Below are 23,650 nucleotides of genomic sequence, written 5' to 3' on the forward strand. Positions count from 1 at the left end.
TCCTGTTTCAGAACAACAACATGAAGGTCGTCGAGAGCAAAAGCGCGAACAAAATGCCAATCGAGAACATCACCGTGAAGATACGGCTATCAAATTTCAGGTGCATGTAATACCCCACCACGAACAGAGCCTTGGCGACGGCAAACGCCAGGAGCAAGAAATCCGTGAGAACCTGGCTCAAACTGAACGTGGTGATGAACCAATTGGAAGTGACGGTCAATTCCAGCACCGTCAAGACCGCCAACACGATACCGATGAGCCAGTAGTTCGGATGGGCTTCGTGTTTCTCGGTTTTCGCCGCAGAATGCTTCGCCATGTGCCGCTCCTTACCACTTGATCAGGTACACAATCGGGAACAAGAAGACCCACACGAGGTCCACAAAGTGCCAGTACAACCCCATGATATCCACGGGCACATCGTTGTGGGGGCCAAATGTGTCGCCGAAAGACTTGATGAAGACCACAATCAACCAGAGAATGCCAAAGGTCACGTGCGCCCCGTGGAAACCGGTAAGCAAGTAGAAACTCATGCCAAAGAGATTGCTGGTCAGCGTCAAGCCTTCGTGCATCAATTCGCGATACTCAAAGACTTGCACGCCGATGAAGAAAGAGCCCATCAAAATCGTTGCCAGCAACCAGAGTTGCATCTGGCGCTTGTCGCCACGGCGCGTGGCATCTACCGCCAACACCATCGAAAGACTACTCGTCAACAGCACGAACGTGTTGAACGCCGTCAGCGGAATGTTCAGCACTTCATGCGTGGGCCCCTCTTGTGGACGCCCCGAGTAGATGATGAACGTGATAATCAACGACATGAAGAAGACACACTCAGACGCCAAAAACACCCAGAACCCTAATTTGCGGTGGTCAAGCCCGAGTGTGGTGTGATGTTCTGTTTGTGTGTGTGCACTCATAGTCAAACCCCACACGTTTCCCGTTTTCAATCAACAAACGTTGGCATCGCCCTGGCGGACGGTTTGCATCCGCCAGGGCATACGGTCTCTTAGTACCCTTTCTGCTGAATCCAGCCAAGCACGCCAATCACCCACGTCACAACGCCAAGCACAGTGATCACGTAGGTGTAAATCATGCCAGCGGCGATGAGCACCACGCCCAAGCCCACGACCAACGGCCAGACCGAGGGGGGCGGCAGGTGGATGTGCTCATCTTTCACCAGGCGCGCCTTCACTTCTTCCGGCGTCAGCACGCGGTTGAGTTTCACATCCCACAATGGGCGGCGGCTCGTAATGGGCGGCAGGCCATCGAAATTGTGCGCCGGCGGCGGCGAGGCGGTCGCCCATTCCAGCGTCCAGCCTTCCCACGGGTTATCCCCCGCTTCGGGGCCGTTGCGCAGGCTATGGAAGAAGTTGATGAAGAAGATAATCATGCCCACGCCAATCATGAATGCGCCGACCGTCGAGACAAAGTTCCAGAAGTCCCACCCCAGACCGGCGCCATAGGTGGCAATGCGGCGCGGCATGCCATCCAACCCCAGAATGTGCATGGGGAAGAAGGTCAGGTTGAAGCCCACGAAAATGAGCAACCAGTTCCAGAAGCCAAGGCGCTCATCCATCATGCGCCCGGTCATCTTCGGGAACCAGTAGTAAGCCGCGCCCAAGATGGACATGAACGCACCACCAAAGAGCACGTAGTGGAAGTGCGCCACAACGAAGTAGGAGTCGGTCAACTGCCAGTCAACCGGCACGGTCGCCAGGAAAATCCCCGTCAGACCACCGATGAGGAACATCGCCACAAAACTAATGGCGAAGAGCATGGGGGTGCGCAAGCGCAGCGAACCGCCCCACATCGTCCCTACCCAGTTGAAAATCTTGATGGCGGTCGGCACAGCGATAATCATACTCGCCGCACCAAACGACGCCGTGACGACCGGCGGCATGCCCACGGCAAACATGTGGTGCGCCCAGACCGTGAACCCAATGAAACCGATCGCCACCGAAGCATAGACCACCGCGGCATACCCGAAGATGGGCTTGCGCGAGAAGACCGGAATCATCTCCGAAATCAGCCCGAATGCAGGCAAAATCATGATGTACACTTCAGGGTGCCCAAAGAACCAGAACAGGTGTTGCCAGAGCAACGGCGTACCGCCCATCTCCGGCGAGTAGAACCCCGTGCCAAAGTTGCGGTCGAAGAAGAGGAAGATAGTCGCAACCGTCAGGCTGGGGAAGGCAAAGAGAATCAAGAACGCCGTCACCAGCGTGGTCCAGACGAAGAGCGGCATGCGGTTGAGCGTCATGCCGGGCGCACGCATGTTCAGAATCGTGACGACAAAGTTAATCGAACCAGTAATCGAAGCGATGCCGGTGACCGTCAAGCCCAGAATCCAGAAGTCCATGCCATGCGTGGGCGAAAAGGTGTCGTCAGTCAGTGGGGCGTATGCAAACCACCCACCATCCGGCGCTCCGCCGCTGAGGAAACTGAGGTAAAGCAAAATCCCACCAAAGACGAAGAGCCAGAAGCCCAACATGTTCAAGCGGGGGAACGCCATATCGCGCGCGCCAATCATGAGCGGGATAAAGTAGTTCCCGAAGCCGGTCAAAATCGGCATCACGACGAGGAAGACCATCGTGGTGCCGTGCATGGTCAGCACTTCATTGTAGAGTTGCGGGTGAATGAAGCGCAGTTCCGGCCCAGCCAACTGCGTGCGAATCATCAAGGCTTCGATACCACCAAAGAGGAAAAAGCCCATCGAAGCCAGGATGTACAGAATACCGATTTTCTTGTGGTCAACCGTCGTCGCCCATTCGACGATGGTATCCCACCACGTTGCCAACGTACTTGGGCGGGCAATTGGTTCCGTACGTGTTGCCATAACTCTCCCCCTACCGTTACTTCAGGCTCAACAAGTAGGCCGTCAGCGCTTCAACTTCATCCGCACTCAGCGGAACGTTCTTCATGGTCTGCCACATGATATTGCCGGGCTTCACAAGGTCGGCGTTCTGCACCCAAAGCCCCACATTGGCCGACGTTTGCGGCAAGACAGCGGCCACAGTGTGGCGGCTGGCAAAGTGCGTCAAATCGGGGCCGACACGCCCGGCGGCGTTTGTTCCGTAAATCGTGTGGCAACCGGCGCACCCTTTCGCCAGGAAGAGCTGCGCCCCACGCTGCGCCAACTCGCTTTGCGGCTCCACAGCCGGCTTGCGCTGCGCCTCAATCCAGGCTTCCCATTCATCCTGCGGCAACGCATAGACCTTGAAGCGCATACCGGCATGCTGCACCCCACACAACTCCGCACATTGCGCGTGATACTCACCCGGTTCATCCGCCTGGAACCAGGTCGTGTTCACCTGCCCGGGGATGACGTCCGTCTTGCCGTTGAGACGCGGCACCCAGAAGCTGTGGATGACGTTATCCGAGTAGAGGTTGAACTTGACCGGCACGCCCGCCGGAATGTAGAGCTCGTTACCGGTACGTACCGGTTCATCACTGCCTTCGCGGGTGTAAGCAGGGTACTCGAATTCCCACCACCACTGCTTGCCATAGACGTTGATTTCCATAGCGTCATCAGGCGTTGCGGCAAGCGCATTCATCGTCTGCCAGAAGACGGCGAACACGAACAGGAGCACTACCGCCGTGCCCACCGTCCAGGTGATTTCGAGCGCGTTATTGCCGTGAATCTGCTTCGGCGTCTCATCCGTCCCATCTTCACGGGCGCGATAGCGCACCAACACAAACAAAATCAGCGACCAGATGATGATAGCAACCGCCGTCGCCACCGCCAGTTCGATATTGAACAAGCGCGCCACCAGCGACGCCTGTTCCGAGGCCGGAGCAATGAACCAGGGCGGCTCGTCAGCGAGGGCTTGCGCAGGCACCAACACCAGCGCGGTCAGTACGCCCAAGAGCGCACTCACAACGCGCATTCTCCGTCGTACAGTCTGCCACATGTCTTCCTTCTCCCCTTGAGAAGATTTCCTTGACATCCTACATTTGGAAACAAAAGCAGGCGAGGCTTTTCCGATATGGCAACGCTCGCCCGCTTTTGAGAACGGCGTACACATCAAACAGTTCAGGATTTCAGCCACTGCACAAAGCGATCGAAAAGCGCATACACGCCCAACAACGCCATCAACGTCAGCGTAACGATCAGACTAGCGTACCAGGGATCAAGCAATCGTTCGAGCGACATTGTCCTCTGCCTCCTTCTTAGTGTTCCTCGCCGCCATCAGGTGACTCGAGGCGAATTGCCAACTGCGTGAGGCCAATTGTGAAAATCAGACCAAAAATTGCCCAGAAGATGAGCAAGGCAAAGAAGTCAAAATGTCCTTGCATGGTTCAAGTCTCCCACTTTCTTCTGTCAGGGATACTCATAGGGTGTACAGCCGATGACGGTTCCCCATGTTACAAGCAGTTGCCAAAGGCGTCAAATTCAGCCCGTGCATTTTATCACAAAGATGAGATGACATTCCTCATGTGGCTTGCAAAGCGCGACGCGCATTTTCGATTTGGACTTGCACGGCGTCCCGCCCGGTGCTGCCAATGGCTTGCTTGGCATCTACGGCGCGTTCCACATCGAAAACCACCGAGAGGTCGGCATCCAATGCCGGGTGAATGCGTGCATAGACTTCACGCGGCAACGCCCGCAAAGGCACACCCCGCGCCTCGGCTTCGGCGACGGCGCGCCCCACCAGGTGGTGCGCCTGCCGGAAAGGCACGCCCTGCCGCACGAGGTAGTCAGCCAGGTCGGTCGCCAGCATGGCGTCGTCGAGGGCGGCGCGCATACGCTCAGGCTGCGGTTGCATGGTCTCAATCACGCCTGCCATGACTGGCAGCAGGTCGTGTAGCGTGTCCAGTGTGTCGAACAACGGTTCTTTGTCTTCCTGCAAATCCTTGTTGTAGGTGGACGGCAAACCCTTGAGCACGACCAACAACGTGGTGAGGTTGCCAATGAGCCGCCCGCTTTTGCCACGCGCCAATTCCAGTGCGTCGGGGTTGGCTTTTTGGGGCATCAAGCTCGATCCCGTGGTGTAGCGCGGGTCCAGCCGCACGAAGCCAAATTCGCGTGTGGCGTAGATGATGAGGTCTTCCGCCAGGCGGCTCAGGTGGACGCCCAGCAACGCCGCCGCCGCCAGCACTTCGACGATAAAATCACGGTCGCTCACCGCATCAAGGCTGTTGGGGGAGACCGCCTCAAAGCCCAACTGTTCCGCCAAGAAGGTGCGGTCAACGCCCAGGCTATGCCCCGCCAGCGCCCCGCTGCCCAACGGGAGCACGTTCACGCGGGAGCGCGCATCACGCAGGCGTTCGCGGTCGCGTTGCAACATCCAGAAGAAACTGAGCACCCAATGGCTGTACCGAATGGGTTGCGCCTGCTGCAAATGTGTATAGCCAGGCATGAGAAGGTCAATGTGCTGCTCGGCTTGCGCCAACAAAGCCGCCTGCACGGTGCGAATTTCCGCGTCCAGTTGGTCGAGTTGGCGGCGCACGTAGAGGCGCACATCCGTGGCGACCTGGTCGTTGCGGCTCCGTCCGGTGTGCAGTTTACCGGCAACCGCTCCCACCAATTCATGCAAACGGCGTTCGTGGGCGGTGTGGATATCCTCATCATCGGGGTGCAGGGCGAACGTGCCGGCTTCCCACTCGGCTTCAATCTGCGCCAGCCCCTCTAACAACGCCGCCAGTTCCTCATCGGTCAGCAAGCCGGCGCGGTGCAACCCTTGCGCCCACGCCCGGCTTCCCTGCACATCCTCACGCCACAAACGCTGGTCGAAGCGAATCGAGGCGTTGAGTTTGTGCATCAAGGCATCGGTATCAACATCGTAACGTCCACCCCAGAGTTTCATGACGCACTCCGCTCAGTCGCTCAGTTGGTTGTATCTTGTGGATAAGAGCCCAACACGCGCAAGAACGGCGCAATCTCGCTCAAATGGCGCAGCGCGTTTTGGGCGCTTTCATCAGCCAGGCTAGCGGCAAAATCGAGATAGAAAATGTATTGCCAGCGCTGGCCACGCAACGGACGGCTTTCAATTTTGGTCAGGTCAATATCGCGCAAGGCAAAGACGGAAAGCGCCTTGAAAAGAATACCGGGCGCATTTTTGAGCGAGAAGACAATCGAGGTTTTCGCCGGTACGCCTTGCGGCGGCGGCGCGGGTTCGCGCGCCAGCACCAAAAAGCGTGTGTAGTTCTCGGGGTCGTCTTCGATGTCGCTGGCGAGGACCACAAGGTCGTACACTTCCGCCGCCCGCAAACTGGCAATGGCGGCGGCGTCGCGCAGGTTTTCTTCGCGCAAGCGCTTGGCGCTGCCGGCCGTATCGTATGTGGCTTCGCGCGCCAGGTGCATGCGGGTCAGAAACCCCTCGCACTGCGCCAGCGCTTGCGGGTGGCTCAGCACGCGCCGCACATCTTCCAGCCGCACACCGGGAAGCGCCAGCAAGTTGTGCCGCACGCGGTAGTTGATTTCCCCCACAATGTGGACATCCGTATGCCGCAACAGCAAATCGTAATTGCGGTGAATACTGCCCGCGAGCGAATTTTCAATGGGCAACACAGCACGGTCCACGGCGCCGCTTGCCAGCGCCTCGAACGCGGCTTCAAACGAGGAGCAGGGCACCGGCTCCACCTCTTCACCGGTCGGCGCAAAGTATTGCATCAACGCGCCTTCGCTGTACGCGCCACGCTCCCCTTGAAAGGCTACCTTCAACCCCATGCCCGCCTCCTTTTGTCAGCGTGGTTCAACACGTAGTGCGCCCAGCACCACCAGCGGCTGGTCGACGTCCAGCGGCTGGCCTGTTTGGGCGTCGTAAAGCACAACCCCCAGTTGATACGCCCCCGGCGGCGTCTCCGGCGGCACAAACAAGCCGCTCCGCAGGGGGGATGAGGTCATGTCGGCGTCGTGTTGCGCCAGCAGACGCCCATCCTCGCCCAGCAGGCGGAACGAGGCGCGCACGCCCGCGCCCTCGCCCTGCCAGTCGAGCACCAGCGGCACGGCTTCCCCCGCGCGGCGCATGCTCGGCGCACGCCAGCCGCGCAAGCGCACATTGCCAACCGTGGCGTCCAGCGGTTGGGGCTCACGGTCGAAATCGAGGCGCGCCCAAATCTGCCAGACGCCGCTATCAAGCCAGGCGGTATGCACGAGCGCATAGTCGCTCATCAGCCACGCCACGCCTTGCTCCTGCCCCGGTGCGAGCAGGCTGAAAAGCGTTCGCGCCTCTTCGCGCGGCGCATCAGGCAACACAACCCGCTCAGGCGCGAGGTCGAGCGCCACCGCCAGCCAGATACCTTGTTCAAGCGTGCCCACCATCAGCGGATGACCATCCAGCCAGGCCGCAAAGGCGGCTGCATGGGACGCCGTTTCCTCCGAGGGGCTGAGCGGCGGAATGACCGGATCGCCCACGGTGCGCCGCCACAACGTGGCGGTTTCACCATTTGGAAGCGGATAGGTTTTCACGGCGGTGAAGAGCAGCGGGAACAAGCCATCCGGATTGGCATACACCTCGCGCAACGCCCGCAACCCAGCCGGTTCGACATCGTGATTGTCGCCGTCTTTGGTGAGCACCCACAAACTGCGAACCGTTCCCGCCCATCCTTCGCCCTCATTCTCAGTCAACGCGAGCAATTTCACCTGCGGATAGGTGGTGCGAATGAGATAGCGATACGGGCCACGGTGAATGGTCGGCGAATTGATGAGCATGCCAAAGACCAAAGGGTCTACATCCGGTGTGGTGGCGGTCATCGTGCTGAGCACGTCCGGCGCAATCCAGTAGCCGGGGTCGGTCAATCCGCTGGCGGGCGGTTGCGCAAACTCGCTTTCCGCCCAGACAGGGGGCAAAGCCGTGCGCCACGCAGCCGCCCCGTCAAAAGTGATCATCGCCCACTGCACGCCAAAGACCACCAGCCAGACAAGCGCCACGCCCTGCGCCCAACGGCGCGGTACGCCCCGCAACGCCCCCGCCGCCAACAGCGCCAGCACGGGCAACAGCGGCACCAGGTTGCGCTCGCTATCCTGCGAGGGAAGCGAGAGCGCGATATAGGTGGACAGCACGGTCAGCCAGAGCAGGCGCGCCCCCTCGGCATCGCGGCTCAGCCGCCAGCGTTCACGCCACCAGCGCCACACCAGCACCGGCGCGACCACTAGCGTCCCCAGCACGCCCCAATGTTCGCGCACCAGGTAGCCAAAATAGCGCGTGTAATTCCGCAGACGCAGCGGGTTGAAGGCATCGTAGTTGCCGCCATACGTGCCAAACGCGGCGTCCATCAGTTCGTTGAGGAAATCAATGCGCCCCAGATACCAGATACTGGCCAACGCCGCCCCCACAAACAGCCCCCCAACCGCGTTCGCCGCCGGCGACGGGGGCAACGCAAACGCATAGAACGCGCACGCCCACAACACAAACCACGCCACCGCCAGCCACGCCCCCAGCGGCAACCCCGCCACCAGGTCGCGGTTGGGCGCATAGAGCGCCAGCGTCACCACCGCGCCGCCTACACATCCCACCGCCAGCGCGCGCCACGCCAGCCGCGGCCGACGCACCCCGCGCCACACAGCCGACCAGACGCCCGCACGCGTCATCGCCCAGAGCACCGGCAGCGCCGCCAACGGCGGCACCGTCCACTTCGCCAGCATCCCCAGCCCCAGCGCCACGCCCCATATCACACTCCACCTGCGCGAGCGAAACCCCTGCGTGCGCCACAGGCTCCACACAATCAGCAGCAACGCCGCCGTTTGCAGGTTCTCCATGTAAAACAGCCGCGTCATCGCCGCCGTCAGCGGCCAGAACGCCACCAGCGCCACCGCCAGCCACGCCGTCCACTCATCGAACACGCGCCGCCCCAGGTCGTAGGTCAGTAGCGCAATCACCACAAAGAGCACCACGTTCAGGTACTGCGCCGAATCCATCGAAACGCCAAACAGCCAGTAGAACGGCTGCGCCAGCACGTAAAGCAGCGGCGGCCGGTAATCCGTCAGCGTGAACGCCTGCAACAACGTGCGCGGTGTGAGCGTGGTCAGCACGTCGGCCATATCCAGCGTGCGCCAGAGGTGCCCGCCGGCGTCGCGCCCCAGCGGGGTGACGTTCGTCCAAATCCAGTGCAGGTGCGCCCAGACATGCACACCCAGCAGAACCAGCAGGCTTCCCCAACGCGCAAGCCGGTTTTCACTCCACATTGTTGGCTTCTGCTCCGGCATGAGGTCAGTTGTCCCCTTCAAAGGCTTCAATGTGTACCGTTCCCAGCACCACCAGCGGCTGGTCGGCGTCCAGCGGCTGGCCTGTTTGGGCGTCGTAAAGCACAACCCCCAGTTGATACGCCCCCGGCGGCGTCTCCGGCGGCACAAACAAGCCGCTCCGCAGGGGCGATGAGGTCATGTCAGCGTCGTGCTGCGCCAGCAGACGCCCATCCTCGCCCAGCAGGCGGAACGAGGCGCGCACGCCCGCGCCCTCGCCCTGCCAGTCAAGCACCAGCGGCACGGCTTCCCCCGCGCGGCGCATGCTCGGCGCACGCCAGCCGCGCAAGCGCACATTGCCAACCGTGGCGTCCAGCGGCTGGGGCTCACGGTCGAAATCGAGGCGCGCCCAAATCTGCCAGATACTCCACATGCCATCAACGTCAAGCCACTCGGTGTGTACGGGCGCATAATCGCTCCTCAGCCATGCCACGCCTTGCTCCTGCCCCGGCATGAGCAGGCTGAAGAGCGTTCGCGTTTCTTCGCGCGGCGCATCAGGCAACACAACCCGCTCAGGCGCGAGGTCGAGCGCCACCGCCAGCCAAATGCCATGTTCAAGCGTGCCCACCATCAGCGGATGACCATCCAGCCAGGCCGCCAGGCGTGACGCCGCCGGCGCGGTTTCCGGCGTCGGCGCAAATTTCGGCATCACCACATGCCCACGTGTGCGCCGCCACAGCGTCGCGGTTTCGCCGTTGGGCAAAGGATACGTTTTGAACGCTTCAAAAACCAATGGAAACAGGCCGTCCGGGTTGGCGTAGACTTCGCGCAAAATGCGTTGTCCCTCAGATTCGACATCGTCGTTGTCGCCGTCTTTCGTCAAAAGCCAGAGACTGCGCACAGCCCCAGGCCATCCACCCCGCCCGTCATCGGTCAGCGCGAGCAATTCCACCTGTGGATAGGTGGTGTGGATGAGATAACGATAATGCCCACGGTTCATATTGGGCATACTGATGAGCATGCCAAAGACCAAAGGGTCTACATCCGGTGTGGTGGTGGTCATCGTGCTGAGCACGTCCGGCGCAATCCAGTAGCCGGGGTCGCTCAACCCGCTGGCGGGTGGTTGCGCCGCACCACTTTCCGCCCAGACGGGGGGCAAAGCCGTGCGCCACGCAGCCGCCCCGTCAAAGGTGATCATCGCCCACTGCACGCCAAAGACCGCCAGCCAGACCAGCGCCACGCCCTGCGCCCAACGGCGCGGTACGCCCCGCAACGCCCCCGCCGCCAACAGCGCCAGCACGGGCAACAGCGGCACCAAATTGCGCACCCCTTCTTGCGAAGGAAGCGAGAGCGCGATATAGGCGGACAGCACGGTCAGCCAGAGCAGGCGCGCTCCCTCGGCATCGCGGCTCAGCCGCCAGCGTTCACGCCACCAACGCCACACCAGCACCGGCGCGACCACCAGCGTCCCCAGCACGCCCCAATGTTCGCGCACCAGGTAGCCAAAATAGCGCGTGTAATTCCGCAGACGCAGCGGGTTGAAGGCATCGTAGTTGCCGCCATACGTGCCAAACGCGGCGTCCATCAGTTCGTTGAGGAAATCAATGCGCCCCAGATACCAGATACTGGCCAACGCCGCCCCCACAAACAGCCCCCCAACCGCGTTCGCCGCCGGCGACGGGGGCAACGCAAACGCATAGAACGCGCACGCCCACAACACAAACCACGCCACCGCCAGCCACGCCCCCAGCGGCAACCCCGCCACCAGGTCGCGGTTGGGCGCATAGAGCGCCAGCGTCACCACCGCGCCGCCTACACATCCCACCGCCAGCGCGCGCCACGCCAGCCGCGGCCGACGCACCCCGCGCCACACAGCCGACCAGACGCCCGCACGCGTCATCGCCCAGAGCACCGGCAGCGCCGCCAACGGCGGCACCGTCCACTTCGCCAGCATCCCCAGCCCCAGCGCCACGCCCCATATCACACTCCACCTGCGCGAGCGAAACCCCTGCGTGCGCCACAGGCTCCACACAATCAGCAGCAACGCCGCCGTTTGCAGGTTCTCCATGTAAAACAGCCGCGTCATCGCCGCCGTCAGCGGCCAGAACGCCACCAGCGCCACCGCCAGCCACGCCGTCCACTCATCGAACACGCGCCGCCCCAGGTCGTAGGTCAGTAGCGCAATCACCACAAAGAGCACCACGTTCAGGTACTGCGCCGAATCCATCGAAACGCCAAACAGCCAGTAGAACGGCTGCGCCAGCACGTAGAGCAGCGGCGGCCGGTAATCCGTCAGCGTGAACGCCTGCAACAACGTGCGCGGTGTGAGCGTGGAAAGAACATCAGCCACCTCAAGAGTGCGCCCAAGGTGTCCTCCCAAATCGTAGCCCACCGGCGTGACGTTCGTCCAAATCCAGTGCAGGTGCGCCCAGACGTGCACACCCAGCAACAGCCCCAACAGCCCCCATGCGCGGGCTCGCTCCCGCCAGTTTGCCATGCTCCCCCACTTCCCCCCAGCAATACCGTGCTAGAACCGTCCTTCACGGGCGCGCCGAAAACGCGGCGCATACGTCGCTTCGAGATTCAACACCCACGCCTTGAACGGCGCGCGCGATTCACGCTCAAACAGAGAGAGGGCGCGCAACACGCCTTCCAGCAGCGTATCGGCTTCCGCCTCGCGCCCCTCGCGCGCCAATTGCCGCAGACGCGTTTCGTAGGGTAGCAAGACCCGTTCAATCAGCAAGTCGGCGGCTTGCGCCGGTTCTGTGGCAAAGAAACAGGACGCACCGGTGGCGTCCCAAACATCCTCCACAGTCAACGCTTCCAGCGCCGCCAGAATGTCGGCGGCGATTTCCTCAACCGTCATGAACCTGCCCCCTTGGCTTCCAGGTCGCCAGCGCATCCAGCACGGCTTCCCCCACACCTTCGGGCGAAACCAGACGCACATCCTCGTGCGTGCGCACTTTCATCTCGACGCCCCCCCGTTTGAGCGCCTTCGCGCCCACGGTGAGCCGCACCGGCGCCCCCACCAGGTCGGCGTCGTTGAATTTGACGCCGGCGCGCACATCGCGGTCATCATCCAGCACGTACAGGCCGCTCTGCACCAGCGTCGCCGCCACCTGTTCGGCAACCGCCTCGACATCGGGGTCGTTGTGCCCCAAACGCACAAGGTAGACATCATACGGCGCGACGGCAGGCGGCAGACACAGCCCATGCGCATCGTGGTGTTGCTCCGCGAGCACGCCCATCATGCGGTGAATGTCCAGCCAGGTGCGCACCAGAAACGGTGTGCGCGGCGTGCCTTCCTTTGTCAAAAAAGCCACCCCCGCCCGCTCAGGCAAGGACGCGCCCAGCAGTTCAACCCGCCCGATTTCCAGCCCATGCGCCAGCCGAAGCGGCGCGCCGCAAACCGCGCACGGCGCGCCTTCCCCCGCCGCGGCAATGTCGGCAATCACATCGGGCGTGTAATCGCGCCCAACGTTGACGTTGAGGAAGTGCGCATCGGGTTCATTCGCCCCGGAGACAAGGTTGGGAGATTGGGCGACAAGGTCGTCCACCACCACAACCGCCTGCTCGCGCTGAATGCCAATGGGCGAGGCAAACCCCGGTTCAGCCCCCACCGCGCGGATTTCGTCTTCCGTCGCCGCACGCAACGCTTTCATCCCAGCGGCGCGCGCTACCTTCTGCGGTTCGACGTCCATATCGCCGCGCACCAGCGCCATGACGAGTTTCTCCTCGTCGGCGTGGGTGGGTTGGCCTGTGAAAAAGACCACCTTTGCCGTGCGCGAGGGGGGCACATTGAGGAACGCAGCCAGCGAGGCAATGGTGTTTGTGCCGGGCGTCGCGACTTTTTGCAACGGTTGCGCGCTTTCAGCAGGCGGTTCAGGCTTGCGAAACGTCGCCACCTGACGGGTCGCCACATCACCGCAGGCAGGGCACATGAGCAATGTTTCATCGCCATCCGGGAACAGCGCCACGAAGGCATCCGCCTCGCCATCGCCAGCCGCCACCGCGGTGCGCACAGTGAGAAGCGCGGAGACGCCCATCTGCGCCGACCACGCCAGCCACGCGGCGCGCCACGTCTCCGCACGCGCCCGCGCATCGGGTTCGTCGGCTTCCAGCGCCAGCAGTTCAAGCCCCACACGCTCACGCGCCCGCAACCATCCCCAGCCGGGGCGGGCATCGGCGTAGCGGCGGGCAGCAAAGTGGAAGAAAAGCCGCGGTATGTCGCGATACGAATGGAGCGCGTGCCGCGCCAAAGCCAGCAACTCCTCCGTCACCGAGGGGGCGAAGGACGAAACCGCCACCTCCGCCGCTTCCCAGGTGGCTAGCATCTCCCGCAAGGCGGCTTCCAGACGCAACCGCATGCGACGCCCCGGCGGGCATTCCGCCAGCACACCGTTGGCTAGCGGGCGCACATAGCCCGCCCGCCGCAAGAAGGTGTAGCCCGGCGTCTCGGCGTCGGCGGGCGCTTCACGCAAAGTCTGCCACAACAGGCGGGAAAGGCGAATGTGGTTCGGGTGCATGATGTTCGGGCTCATGGCTTACGCATCGTTCCAATGAAATTCGCCGCCGCTGGCTGCGTTGAGGCGCACCATTTCTTCGGGGGAAAGCCGCAAGCCGGCCGCGCCCAGGCTTTCTTGCAACTGCGCGACACTGTTCGCGCCGATAATGGGCGCTGTAATGACCGGTTGGGTCAACAGCCACGCCAGCGCGATTTGGGTGACGCTCACGCCCCGTTCGGCGGCAATGGCTTGCGCCGTTTCAAGTGCATTCCAGGCGGTCTCGCTCTCAAAGTAGCGACGGCGCACGCTATCCGCGCGGGCGCTCGGCGGCAAGGGGGCGTTGCGCTGGTACTTGCCGGTCAGAAAGCCCGCCGCCAAAGGGCTGTACGGGATGACGCCCAGCCCGTGCGCTTCGCAAAATGGTTTGAGTTCGCGCTCAAATTCGGCGCGGTGCACCAGGTTGTAGTGCGGTTGAAGCGACTCGTAGCGCGCCCACCCGTGGCGCTCACTCACCGCGACGGCGTCCGCCAGCCGCCACGCCGGGTAGTTGGACGCGCCCACGTAGCGCACTTTGCCTTGCCGCACCAGGTCTTCAAAGGCGCGCATGGTCTCTTCGATGGGCGTGGTGGCATCGAACGCATGCGCCTGATAGAGGTCAATGTAGTCGGTTTGCAGGCGGCGCAGGCTATCTTCCACCGCCTGCATGATATGCGCGCGGCTCAACCCTTCGCCATTAGGACCTTCCCACATGCGTCCGCGCACTTTGGTCGCCAGGACAATCTCCCGCCGATTGCCGCGGGCTTTCATCCAGCGCCCGATGATTTCTTCGGAAACGCCTCCCGGATTGCCGGGCGCCCACCGTGAATAGACATTGGCGGTATCAATGAAGTTGCCGCCGGCTTCGTAGAAGGCGTCCAGAATGGCAAAGGACGTTTCTTCGTCCGCCGTCCAGCCAAATTGCATTGTGCCCAGGCAAAGTTCGGAGACTTTGAGGCCGGTACGTCCCAAGGCGCGGTATTCCATGCTTCACTCCTTTGTGTTATGCGTTCGGTGTTGGCCGCTTCATGTGCGATATTCGGCGTTGATGGAAACGTAATCGTACGAAAAATCACACGTCCAGACGGTGGCGTCGCCCGGTTCGCCGCCAATATCCAGGTCTATTGTTATGTCAACTTCTGACAAAATGCGCAAGGCTTCGTCTTCATCAAACGGCAGCGGTTTGCCATTGGCAAGCACCTGCAACGGGCCGAACCAGAGGCTGGCGCGGTCGGGGTCGAACGGCACGCCCGCCCGACCAGCCGCAGCGAGCACACGTCCCCAGTTGGCGTCGCGCCCAAAGAGCGCCGTTTTCACCAACGGCGAGGTGGCGATGGTGCGCCCAATCTGGCGCGCCGCCTCGAAACTACCGGCATTGCGCACGTGAATGGTGACGTGCTTGGTGGCGCCTTCGCCGTCAAACGCGATTTGCTTGGCCAATGCAATGCATACCTCGGTCAACGCATCACGAAACGTGGGAAACGCGGGGCTTTCCAGCGTGATGATATCGTTCGCCGCCGCCCCGTTTGCCAGCACCAGGCAAGTGTCATTGGTGCTCGTATCGCCGTCCACGCTAATGGCGTTGAACGAGCGTTCAACAGCGTAGTGCAGCGCAGCATCCAGGGCTTCAGCCGTGATGAGCGCATCCGTCACGATGAACGCCAGCATGGTCGCCATGTTGGGGTGAATCATGCCCGCCCCCTTCGCGATTCCCGCCAGCGTGATGGTCTTCTCGTCGAGCGTGCATGTTGCCGAAGCCATTTTGGGGCGCGTGTCGGTGGTCATAATCGCGCGGGCGGCCGCTTGCGCCGCTTCGGGCGTTGCATCGAGCATTTGGGCGGCGAGCGTAATGCCATAGGCGATTTTGTTCATGGGCAGCGGCACGCCAATCACGCCGGTGCTCATCACAAAGACGCCGCTCTCCTCAGGCAACGCCAGCGCCTCCGCCGTCAGGCGCGCCATTTCGGCGGCGTCACGCAGCCCTTGCTCGCCCGTGACAGCGTTGGCGTTCTTGCTGTTGACGACGACGGCGCGCACATCGCGCGTGCGTTGCAGGAGCGCCATGTCGAAGAGGACCGGCGCGGCTTTGACAAGGTTCTGCGTGAACACAGCGGACGCCACGCAAGGGCGGTCGCTGACAATCAACGCCATGTCAAGCGCGCCGTCTGGCTTCAAGCCGGCATGCACCCCACACGCACGAAATCCCGGCACATCGGTTATGTAGCGCATAGCGCCTCCTGTTCTCATCGTTCAGGATTCAACCACAGACACTTCCAGATATGACGGGTGCGCCTTGTCATGGTAGACATACTGCTCCGCGACCACCATGCGCGTGCCCGTCGCCACCGGTTCGCCGGTATTCAGATTGCGATTGAAACGCGGGAAGAATGCGCTGGCAATGACCAGGCGCAAACGGTGTCCTTTTTTGAAGCGGTGCGCCACGCCCCACAAGTCAATCTCAATCCGCCACAAACCTTCATCCACCTGCTCGACCACTTCAGGCGTCACGCGGAACAAGCCATCACACACATTGTAGGACGTGCCGTCCGGGTGAACATCGTTGAGACGCGCCGCAAAGTCGGTGTGTGAGACAGAGGAGCGCGCGTAGAGCACCACGCGCACATCGCCAATCACATCCAGGTCGGCGTCCAGCGGCGGCGACGTGAAGAGTAGAACATCGTGCCGCGCCTCCAATTCGCGGTTATCCCGCGGTCCAGCCTCCGAGGGGTCGAAGAGCGCCCCACCAATCGCCGGCGTTGGGTCGGCGGGGTCGTAGCGATAGGTGCTTGGGAAGGCGTCTTCCTCCGGTGCGTTGGGGCGCAACGTGCGGTCGGGGTGCAGGTAGAAGCGGCGCGGTTGGGCTTCCGGCGGGGGCCAATCGTCGAAATCGCGCCATTCTTCCGCCCCCATGAGATAGACGCGCACCGGCTTTTCGCGCAAGGCGTGCGGGTCGTTCTTCAAATGCGCATCGAACCAGGCGAGTGATTCACGCACACGCAGGACCATGCCATCGTTCGAGAGGTGGTGCCAGGGACCAATGGTCAAGTAGGGGCGTTTTCCAAGTGCCCGCATCTGGCGATAGTCGCGCAGCATGGTGTAGAGGAAGAAATCGTACCAGCCGCCAATCCAATGCACAGCGGCTTGCACGCGCTCCATGCGCCGCCCCCACTGGACAGGTTCCCAATAGGGGGCGTTTTCATCTTCGTGCTGCATCCACTCACGGAAGAACGGTACCGGCTCGCCAACAGCCACCAGGTCGGCTTCGCCCACAGGCAAGTGCCACACCGCTTCTTTGACAATGCGCCCGGCGCGCAACATCAGCGCCAGCGATTCCCACAGCGGCAAGCGGCCACGTGTGGGCAACGCCAGCAAGACAAGCCAGCGCAACAACACTTCCAGCCCAAACACACGCTCCACAAAAATGCGGGCGCTCGCCGAGGTAATCATCGGCACCATGGCTTTGAAGTATGGCGGTGCATCAGGCGCCAGCGCCCATTGGGTGTAGCCCAGATAACTCGCGCCCCATGTCGCCAGATTGCCCTCGAACCAGGGTTGTTGGGCAATCCATTCAAGGGTGGCGCGGCCATCGGCGGCTTCCTGGAAGAAAGGCGTAAATTCGCCCTCGCTATCGAAGCGCCCGCGCACATCCTGCACCACCACGTTGTACCCCCGCTCCACCAGGCGCTCAATCGCAAACCCCATGAACAAGCCCGAAATCCCCACAGGACGGCGTCCGTAGGGTGTGCGGATGAGAATGGTGGGGAATGCGCCTTGCGCTTTGGGGTAGTAGCGGTCGGCATAGAGCCGCACGCCATCGGGCATGGGGACCACCAGCCCACGCTCAACGCCAACATCGTAGCGAGGTGGGGGAAGGTCAAGCCAGTTCGCCAGCAGGCGGCGTCGGCGGGGCCACACAACGCCGCTCACTACCGCCAAAGCCCCCAGGCCGGCCAAACTTCGCTTCAACATGCCTCTCTCCTTTGGGGTTGGGGTTGACAGTTGACCAAAGCAGCGGCGGTGGGTGCTCAAGCCCCACCGCCGCAGGGACAGACGCGATTAGTCGCGCTTGAATTTGCTGTAATCGGGCGCACGCCACTTGTTGGGCGCGCCGCCTTCCATATCCACCAGCGCTTCGACTTTGAGCGGCAACCCGAACAGGTTGATGAAGCCTTCGGCGTCGCTCTGGTCGTACACGTCCATTTTGCCAAACGAGGCATAATCTTCGCGATAGAGACTGCGCGGCGCTTTGCGCCCGGCAATGATAATGTTGCCCTTGTAGAGTTTGAGCCGCACCGTCCCCGTGACGTTTTCTTGCGTCTTGGCGACGAACGCATCCAGCGCGGCACGCAACGGCGTGAACCACTGCCCGTTGTACACCAGGTCAGCGTACTTGATGGCAATCATATCCTTGAAGTGCATGGTCTCGCGGTCGAGCGTCAGCGATTCCAGTTCGCGGTGCGCGGCGTACAGAATGGTGCCGCCGGGCGTTTCATACACCCCACGCGACTTCATCCCCACCAGGCGGTTCTCCACCAGGTCAACGCGCCCGATACCGTGGCGGGCGGCAATTTCGTTCAGTTCCTTCATCAACTCCACGGGACCGCGGGCGCGCCCGTTCAGTTTCTTGGGCACTCCTTCCACAAAGTCAATTTCAATGTACTCCGGTTCATCGGGCGCGGCTTCGGGCGAAACCGTCCACTGATACATTTTTTCTTCGGGTTCATTCCACGGGTTTTCAAGCAACCCGCCTTCGTGGCTGATATGCCACAAGTTGGCGTCGCGGCTGTAAATGCTTTTTTCGGTGTGCGGCACGGGCACGCCATGCTCACGCGCATAGGCGAGCGCATCTTCGCGGCTGCGAATGTGCCATTTGGGGTGCCGCCAGGGGGCAATGACCTTCAATTTGGGGTTGAGCGCCTTGTAGGTGAGTTCAAAGCGCACCTGGTCGTTGCCCTTGCCGGTTGCCCCGTGCGCCACGGCATCCGCCCCTTCGAGTTCGGCAATTTCCACCTGGCGCTTGGCAATCAGCGGGCGCGCCGCCGCCGTGCCCAGCAGATACTTGCGCTCGTAAATGGCGCCGGCTTGCATCATGGGGAAGATGAAGTCGGTCAGGAATTCATCGCGCAAGTCTTCGATATAGACTTTATCGGCGCCGCTGGCGAGGGCTTTTTCTTCCAACCCCGCCAGTTCCTCCCCCTGCCCCAAATCGGCGCAGAAGCAAATCACTTCACAATCAAAGTTTTCTTTCAGCCACGGCACAATCACACTGGTATCCAGCCCGCCCGAATAGGCGAGAACGACTTTATTGACGGTTTGTTCTTTGCCGGCCATGCTTCCTCCTCTTTTGCTGAAAAATGGTGCTATCGAGTTTGTTCTGCCAGCGCAAATGCCGCGACACACGCCAGGCTGTGGAACGTGCCTAGCGTCACCTGCGCGGCAATGGCTTCACGCGACAAGATGACGACTTCGTGGGCTTCCAAATCATCCGAGGGCGGGCGTTCACCCTGATAGGGCACAATGCCATCGGCAAGGTAGAAATGCGCCCGACCACTCCCACGGTTGACATCCACGACATACGCGCCCAGCGAAACCCACCGTTCCGCAATGTAGCCGGTCTCTTCCAGCAATTCGCGCTCGGCGGCGCGGCGCGGCGTTTCACCCGCATCCACCACACCGGCGGGAAACTGGCGGAAAATACACCCCACGCCGTGGCGATACTGCCGCAACGTGAGATACCGCCCATCGGCAAAACGGGGCACCACCAACACGTACTCCGGCGATTTCACGCGGTAAAAGTCCTCAACCGGTGCGGGGTCGTCGGGTTCGCGCTCGATGGTATCGGCCACGAGCGTCAACCACGGTTCGGCGGTGTAGAGAATGCGTGTCGCGCGCGTTTCCCACGGTTGGAGCGTCTCATCGCCAGCATACGTGCGCAAATGCGTCGCAAACCAGGCGTCTGTGCGGTCGGCAATCGGCAACACCCAGCGGCGCGTTTCGGCGCGGTAGGCGCGCGCCCAGCGCGGGTTGCACGCTGTGTGCAGATAGCGCACGTTGTCGAGGCGGTCAGCCAGTTTGACAAGGCGCGCCGCCAGCGGGGCGTCGAGCAGGGCGGTGAAGTAGGCGGCGTCGCGGGCTTCGGTGTCGCCGTTTTCAGCCGGCGGCTTGGTCAGCCAGCGCACCAGGTCGGCGACCGTCGGGGAAATCTGCGCCGCCACATCCTCAACCGTGAACGCCGAATCTTCAACCACATCATGCAGAAGCGCCGCCGCCACCATTTCGGCGTCGGTCAGACCGCGTTCTTCGGCAAGAATGAGCGCCACCCGCAAGGGGTGCACGAGATAGGGGGTGCCTTCTTTGCGGCGCTGGTTGGTGTGGGCGCGAGAAGCGACATCATAGGCGCGGTGCACCAACGTTGGTGCGGTTGCGGATGGGAAAGTGCTCAGCAAGCGTTCCCAGAGAGCCTCCGGCGGGACAAATGGATTGAGCATGTGCACTCCGGGTTGTTCTCAAAGCCCCCATTCACCAGACGATGGGAGCGGTTGAACCAACAGCAACAATCAGCGCTGGACACGCTGTTCGGACAAACGCCCTGCGCGTTGGGCGTCTTCAAAGGTGGGCGTGCTGATCCAGGTGATACTCCCCACGGTGATGAGCACCAGCACCGCCGCCAACCCAGCCAGCCAGAGGTCAATGCGCCCCAGCAGACCGGTCGCCAGCAGAAGCACCACCGCCACGAGCGTCAACCAGAACAGCCGTCGGTCGAGGCTGGAGACGCGATACCAGAACGCCGCCGCCTGTTCACGCGGGGCAAGGTCGGCAATCTCCACAGCCCGCTGCGCATGCAAGCGTGCCAGCACAGGCAGACCAGCGGCACGATACGCGCGCGCCAGCAACAGATGGACGCGCGCCCGCGCCGCCTCATCATCCAGCAACGGGATGACTTCATGATACAAGGTGATGGCGTGCCCAACCTGATTCAACTGCAAGAAGGCATCCGCCAACGCCAGGCGCGCCTCCACATGCGCCGGGTTGTATTCCAGCGCGGTGTGGGCGGTTTGCGTAGCCGCCAGCAAATGCCCCTGTTGCACCAAAATGCGCGCCCGCAACGCCAGCACATCCGCCCGTAGCACGTCGTCTTCATACACCCGCCCCTGCGCCTCATCCAGCACCAGCAACGCCTCGGCGAAGCGCCCCGCTTCTACCAGCCAGCGCGCTTCCAGCAGAACAACGCGCACCACCTGTTCGGGCGTGCGCGCCAGACGGCGCACCTGGCGGGCGATTTCACGCACCGCGGCGGGGTCGTCCAACTCGTCGGACGCGAACAGGCGACGCGCTTTGGCAAATTCATCTTCAAATGTGGGACGTGCGGGCATCACGTGCGAACCTCCACCGATATCAGGTTGGGTTGCCAGGGCGACACAGGTAGCGATGATGCGGTTTCATCCGCCGCACGTGTGGCACGCTCTTCATCCAGCACCAGGAGCATGGCGACTTCGTCGCACCGGTTGCGCTTGGGGCACATTTTGCAATCCAGCCAGACCTTTTGCGGGAAAATGTGCATCGGCACGACTTGAAACCCCAAGCGCTCAAAAAATTGAACCTGGTACGTCAGCGCAAACACACGCGCCAACTGCAATTCGCGCGCCTCATCGAGCAAGGCTTCGACAAGACGCCGCCCAACGCCCTGCCCCTGCGCCGATTCGGCCACCGCCAGCGAGCGGATTTCGGCCAAATCGTGCCACATCAGGCGAAGCGCACCGCACCCTACAATCGTGCCGTCCTCATCCTCGGCGACGACGAATTCGCGCAGTTGCTCGTACACCTGCAACAACGACTTCGGGAGCATGAGCCCTTGCATGGCGTAATGGTTGATGAGTTCGGCAATGGCCGGTGCGTCTTCAATACGTGCTTTGCGAATGGTAATCATCGCCCCCCGTCCTTTCTAAAATGTATGCGTTCGCCCGCTCGTGGCAAATAGTTGAAATGCATTTCACGCGGTAACTTCATGCGCCAACACGGTGGCAAAGGCTGCAACGGCTTCATCTACATGGGTGCGCTCCACAATCAGCGGCGGCAAGAAGCGCACTGTGTTGCGCCCGGCGGGCACGGTCAGCAAGCCATGCGACCACAACGCCGCCACCACATCCGCCGCCGCGACGCGCTCCACCAATTCCACGCCCCACATCAACCCCAGGCCGCGCACTTCGCGCACCAGCGGGCTGGACGCCGCGACCGCCCGCAACTGCTCGCCCAGGTACGCCCCCACATCGCGCACATGCGCCAAAAAGGCGGCATCGCGAATGCGGTTGAACACATCACGCGCAACGGCGGTGATGAGCGGGCTTCCCGCGAAGGTGCTGCCATGGTCGCCCGGCGCGAGGGCGTCGGCGATGGTCTGGCGCATCAAAATCGCGCCGATGGGCAAGCCCCCGCCCAAGGGTTTCGCCAGCGCCATGAGGTCCGGCTCAACGCCGTACTGCTCATACGCCCAGAGCGTACCGGTGCGCCCCAGCCCACACTGCACCTCGTCGAAGATGAGCGCCGCGCCGTAGGCATCGCACAAGCGGCGCAAGCCCTGCAAAAACTCGCGCGTGGCGGGCTGAATGCCCCCCTCGCCCTGCACCGGCTCGACAATCACCGCGGCGGTCTTCTCGCCAATCACGGCTTGGGCGCTTTCCAGATTGTTGAATTCAGCGCGGCGCACACCGCCAATCAGCGGCTCGAAGGGCTTGCGGTATTTTTCGTTGGCGGTCACGCTGAGCGCACCCATGGTGCGCCCGTGGAACGCGTGCGAAAAGGTCACGATTTCGTACTTCTCATCATCCCCGGAAGTGGTGCGCGCCCACTTGCGCGCAAATTTCAACGCCCCTTCGGTGGCTTCGGTGCCGCTGTTGCAGAAAAAGACCCGGTCGGCGAAACTCGCTTCGCACAAATCACGCGCCAGCAAGGCATGCGGCGCGGTGTGGTAGAGGTTGCTCACGTGAACCAGTTGGCGCGCCTGCTCCGCCAGCACGTCCGCCATGCGTGCGTCGGCATGCCCCAGCGCGTTGACGGCAATCCCCGCCACAAAATCAAGGTAGCGCCGCCCCTCGGTGTCGTAGAGATAGACGCCTTCGCCGCGCTCCAACACAAAAGGCGCGCGTTTGTAGGTGGGCGCAAGGTAGGTTTGTTCCAGCGCGATAATGTCCTGGGCGTTCATTGGGCTGCTCCTTCTGTTGATTGTTGCTCCTCATCGGCTTGCACAAGTGTGCCGGCGGTCTCGCCCCGCAGGAAGGCTTCCACGCCGTCCAGGTCGCTCATCAAGACGGCGCGCACGCCGGCTTGAAGCGCTGCAAGCGCGGCGCGCACTTTGGGAATCATGCCGCCAACAATAACGCCCTCGGCGATGAGCCGTTCGGCAACCGAGGGCGTGAGGTGCGTCAATACGCGGTCGTCCTGCATGACGCCGCGCACATTGGTCAAGAAGACCAGGGCGTCCGCATGCAGGGCGGACGCGACGGCTTGCGCCACGTGGTCGGCGTTGACGTTGTAAATGTGCCCATCTTCACCTAACGAGATGGGCGCGAGGCAGGGCACAAACCCCGCGCCAAGCAGCGCCTGCAATCGGTCGGCGGCAACCTCCGTCGGGATACCAACCCACCCCAAATCGCCGGCGTGGTGCTCCAATTTGCGCACGCGCACCAAACCGGCGTCCACGCCGCTCAGCCCCAGCGCGGGGACGCCGGCGCAGACCAGCGCCTGCACCAGTTGCATGCTGGCGGTGCCCACCATGCCCATCACTGCCACATCGCGGACGGCGTCATCGGTCACGCGCAAACCTTCCACAAAGCGGCTTTCAATCCCCAAACGGGCGGCGAGGTCGGTTGTGCCGCGCCCCCCACCATGCACGATGACGGGCGGCGTCGGCATCGCCGCGACGGTGCGCGCCAGCCGGTTCAAAAACGCGCCATCGTCCAGTTGGTGCCCGCTGATTTTGAGAACGAGCATG

Annotated in this window: 20 protein-coding genes; all 20 read right to left on the minus strand. The window is 62.2% G+C overall.

What is annotated here, in order from left to right:
* Positions 1–7: 7 nt before the first annotated feature.
* The 20 genes from SE16_RS04385 to argB all read right to left on the minus strand — a co-directional run bounded on the left by SE16_RS04385 (position 8) and on the right by argB (position 23,649).
* Positions 8–316 (minus strand): cytochrome C oxidase subunit IV family protein, encoded by a 309-nt coding sequence (locus SE16_RS04385; RefSeq protein ID WP_054492928.1) that lies wholly within the window; start codon positions 314–316, stop codon positions 8–10.
* A 10-nt stretch (positions 317–326) separates the two neighbouring features.
* Entirely contained in the window at positions 327–914 is a 588-nt protein-coding gene (locus SE16_RS04390; RefSeq protein ID WP_054492929.1) for a cytochrome c oxidase subunit 3, read from the minus strand.
* A gap of 89 nt (positions 915–1,003) precedes the next feature.
* The gene (ctaD, locus tag SE16_RS04395) at positions 1,004–2,833 is read right to left on the minus strand and encodes a cytochrome c oxidase subunit I (RefSeq protein ID WP_054492930.1); all 1,830 of its coding nucleotides are present in this window, start codon (positions 2,831–2,833) and stop codon (positions 1,004–1,006) included.
* Between the two features lie 16 nt (positions 2,834–2,849).
* Positions 2,850–3,908 carry a cytochrome c oxidase subunit II gene (gene coxB, locus SE16_RS04400; RefSeq protein ID WP_160316981.1) on the minus strand — a complete coding sequence of 353 codons (1,059 nt, stop codon included), beginning with the start codon at positions 3,906–3,908 and terminating at the stop codon, positions 2,850–2,852.
* 259 nt (positions 3,909–4,167) lie between these two features.
* Entirely contained in the window at positions 4,168–4,293 is a 126-nt protein-coding gene (locus SE16_RS16560) for a hypothetical protein (RefSeq protein WP_268753472.1), read from the minus strand.
* 137 nt (positions 4,294–4,430) lie between these two features.
* A complete protein-coding gene (gene argH, locus SE16_RS04405) occupies positions 4,431–5,804 on the minus strand; it encodes an argininosuccinate lyase (RefSeq protein ID WP_054492932.1) in 1,374 nt (457 codons plus the stop codon).
* 20 nt (positions 5,805–5,824) lie between these two features.
* Positions 5,825–6,667, minus strand: coding sequence for a prephenate dehydratase (gene pheA, locus SE16_RS04410; protein ID WP_054492933.1), 843 nt, complete (start codon positions 6,665–6,667; stop codon positions 5,825–5,827).
* Between the two features lie 15 nt (positions 6,668–6,682).
* Positions 6,683–9,124 carry an ArnT family glycosyltransferase gene (locus tag SE16_RS04415; protein ID WP_060687259.1) on the minus strand — a complete coding sequence of 814 codons (2,442 nt, stop codon included), beginning with the start codon at positions 9,122–9,124 and terminating at the stop codon, positions 6,683–6,685.
* A 25-nt stretch (positions 9,125–9,149) separates the two neighbouring features.
* Positions 9,150–11,618 (minus strand): glycosyltransferase family 39 protein, encoded by a 2,469-nt coding sequence (locus SE16_RS04420; protein ID WP_060687261.1) that lies wholly within the window; start codon positions 11,616–11,618, stop codon positions 9,150–9,152.
* 30 nt (positions 11,619–11,648) lie between these two features.
* Complete coding sequence (locus SE16_RS04425; RefSeq protein WP_054494089.1) at positions 11,649–11,987, minus strand: hypothetical protein; 339 nt, start codon at positions 11,985–11,987, stop codon at positions 11,649–11,651.
* Entirely contained in the window at positions 11,977–13,662 is a 1,686-nt protein-coding gene (locus tag SE16_RS04430) for a proline--tRNA ligase (RefSeq protein WP_060687264.1), read from the minus strand. Before SE16_RS04430 ends, SE16_RS04425 begins: the two co-directional genes overlap by 11 nt.
* Before the next feature lie 3 nt (positions 13,663–13,665).
* A complete protein-coding gene (locus SE16_RS04435; protein WP_054493977.1) occupies positions 13,666–14,649 on the minus strand; it encodes an aldo/keto reductase in 984 nt (327 codons plus the stop codon).
* A gap of 39 nt (positions 14,650–14,688) precedes the next feature.
* A complete protein-coding gene (gene argJ / locus SE16_RS04440; protein WP_200907449.1) occupies positions 14,689–15,891 on the minus strand; it encodes a bifunctional glutamate N-acetyltransferase/amino-acid acetyltransferase ArgJ in 1,203 nt (400 codons plus the stop codon).
* 21 nt (positions 15,892–15,912) lie between these two features.
* Positions 15,913–17,631: a CocE/NonD family hydrolase gene (locus tag SE16_RS04445; protein WP_082374429.1), complete on the minus strand. Its 1,719-nt coding sequence runs from the start codon at positions 17,629–17,631 to the stop codon at positions 15,913–15,915.
* An 87-nt stretch (positions 17,632–17,718) separates the two neighbouring features.
* Entirely contained in the window at positions 17,719–18,993 is a 1,275-nt protein-coding gene (locus SE16_RS04450) for an argininosuccinate synthase (protein ID WP_060687266.1), read from the minus strand.
* Between the two features lie 29 nt (positions 18,994–19,022).
* On the minus strand, positions 19,023–20,150 hold the full coding sequence (locus SE16_RS04455) for an NUDIX hydrolase (protein ID WP_054493979.1): 1,128 nt from the start codon (positions 20,148–20,150) through the stop codon (positions 19,023–19,025).
* A 69-nt stretch (positions 20,151–20,219) separates the two neighbouring features.
* A complete protein-coding gene (locus SE16_RS16145; RefSeq protein WP_054493980.1) occupies positions 20,220–21,035 on the minus strand; it encodes a tetratricopeptide repeat protein in 816 nt (271 codons plus the stop codon).
* On the minus strand, positions 21,035–21,589 hold the full coding sequence (locus SE16_RS04465) for an N-acetyltransferase (protein ID WP_082374427.1): 555 nt from the start codon (positions 21,587–21,589) through the stop codon (positions 21,035–21,037). Before SE16_RS04465 ends, SE16_RS16145 begins: the two co-directional genes overlap by 1 nt.
* 63 nt (positions 21,590–21,652) lie before the next feature.
* Complete coding sequence (locus SE16_RS04470) at positions 21,653–22,861, minus strand: aspartate aminotransferase family protein (protein WP_054493981.1); 1,209 nt, start codon at positions 22,859–22,861, stop codon at positions 21,653–21,655.
* The gene (argB, locus tag SE16_RS04475) at positions 22,858–23,649 is read right to left on the minus strand and encodes an acetylglutamate kinase (protein WP_082374428.1); all 792 of its coding nucleotides are present in this window, start codon (positions 23,647–23,649) and stop codon (positions 22,858–22,860) included. Before argB ends, SE16_RS04470 begins: the two co-directional genes overlap by 4 nt.
* Position 23,650 lies beyond the last annotated feature (1 nt).

It is taken from the genome of Ardenticatena maritima (assembly GCF_001306175.1).
Lineage (GTDB): Bacteria > Chloroflexota > Anaerolineae > Ardenticatenales > Ardenticatenaceae > Ardenticatena > Ardenticatena maritima.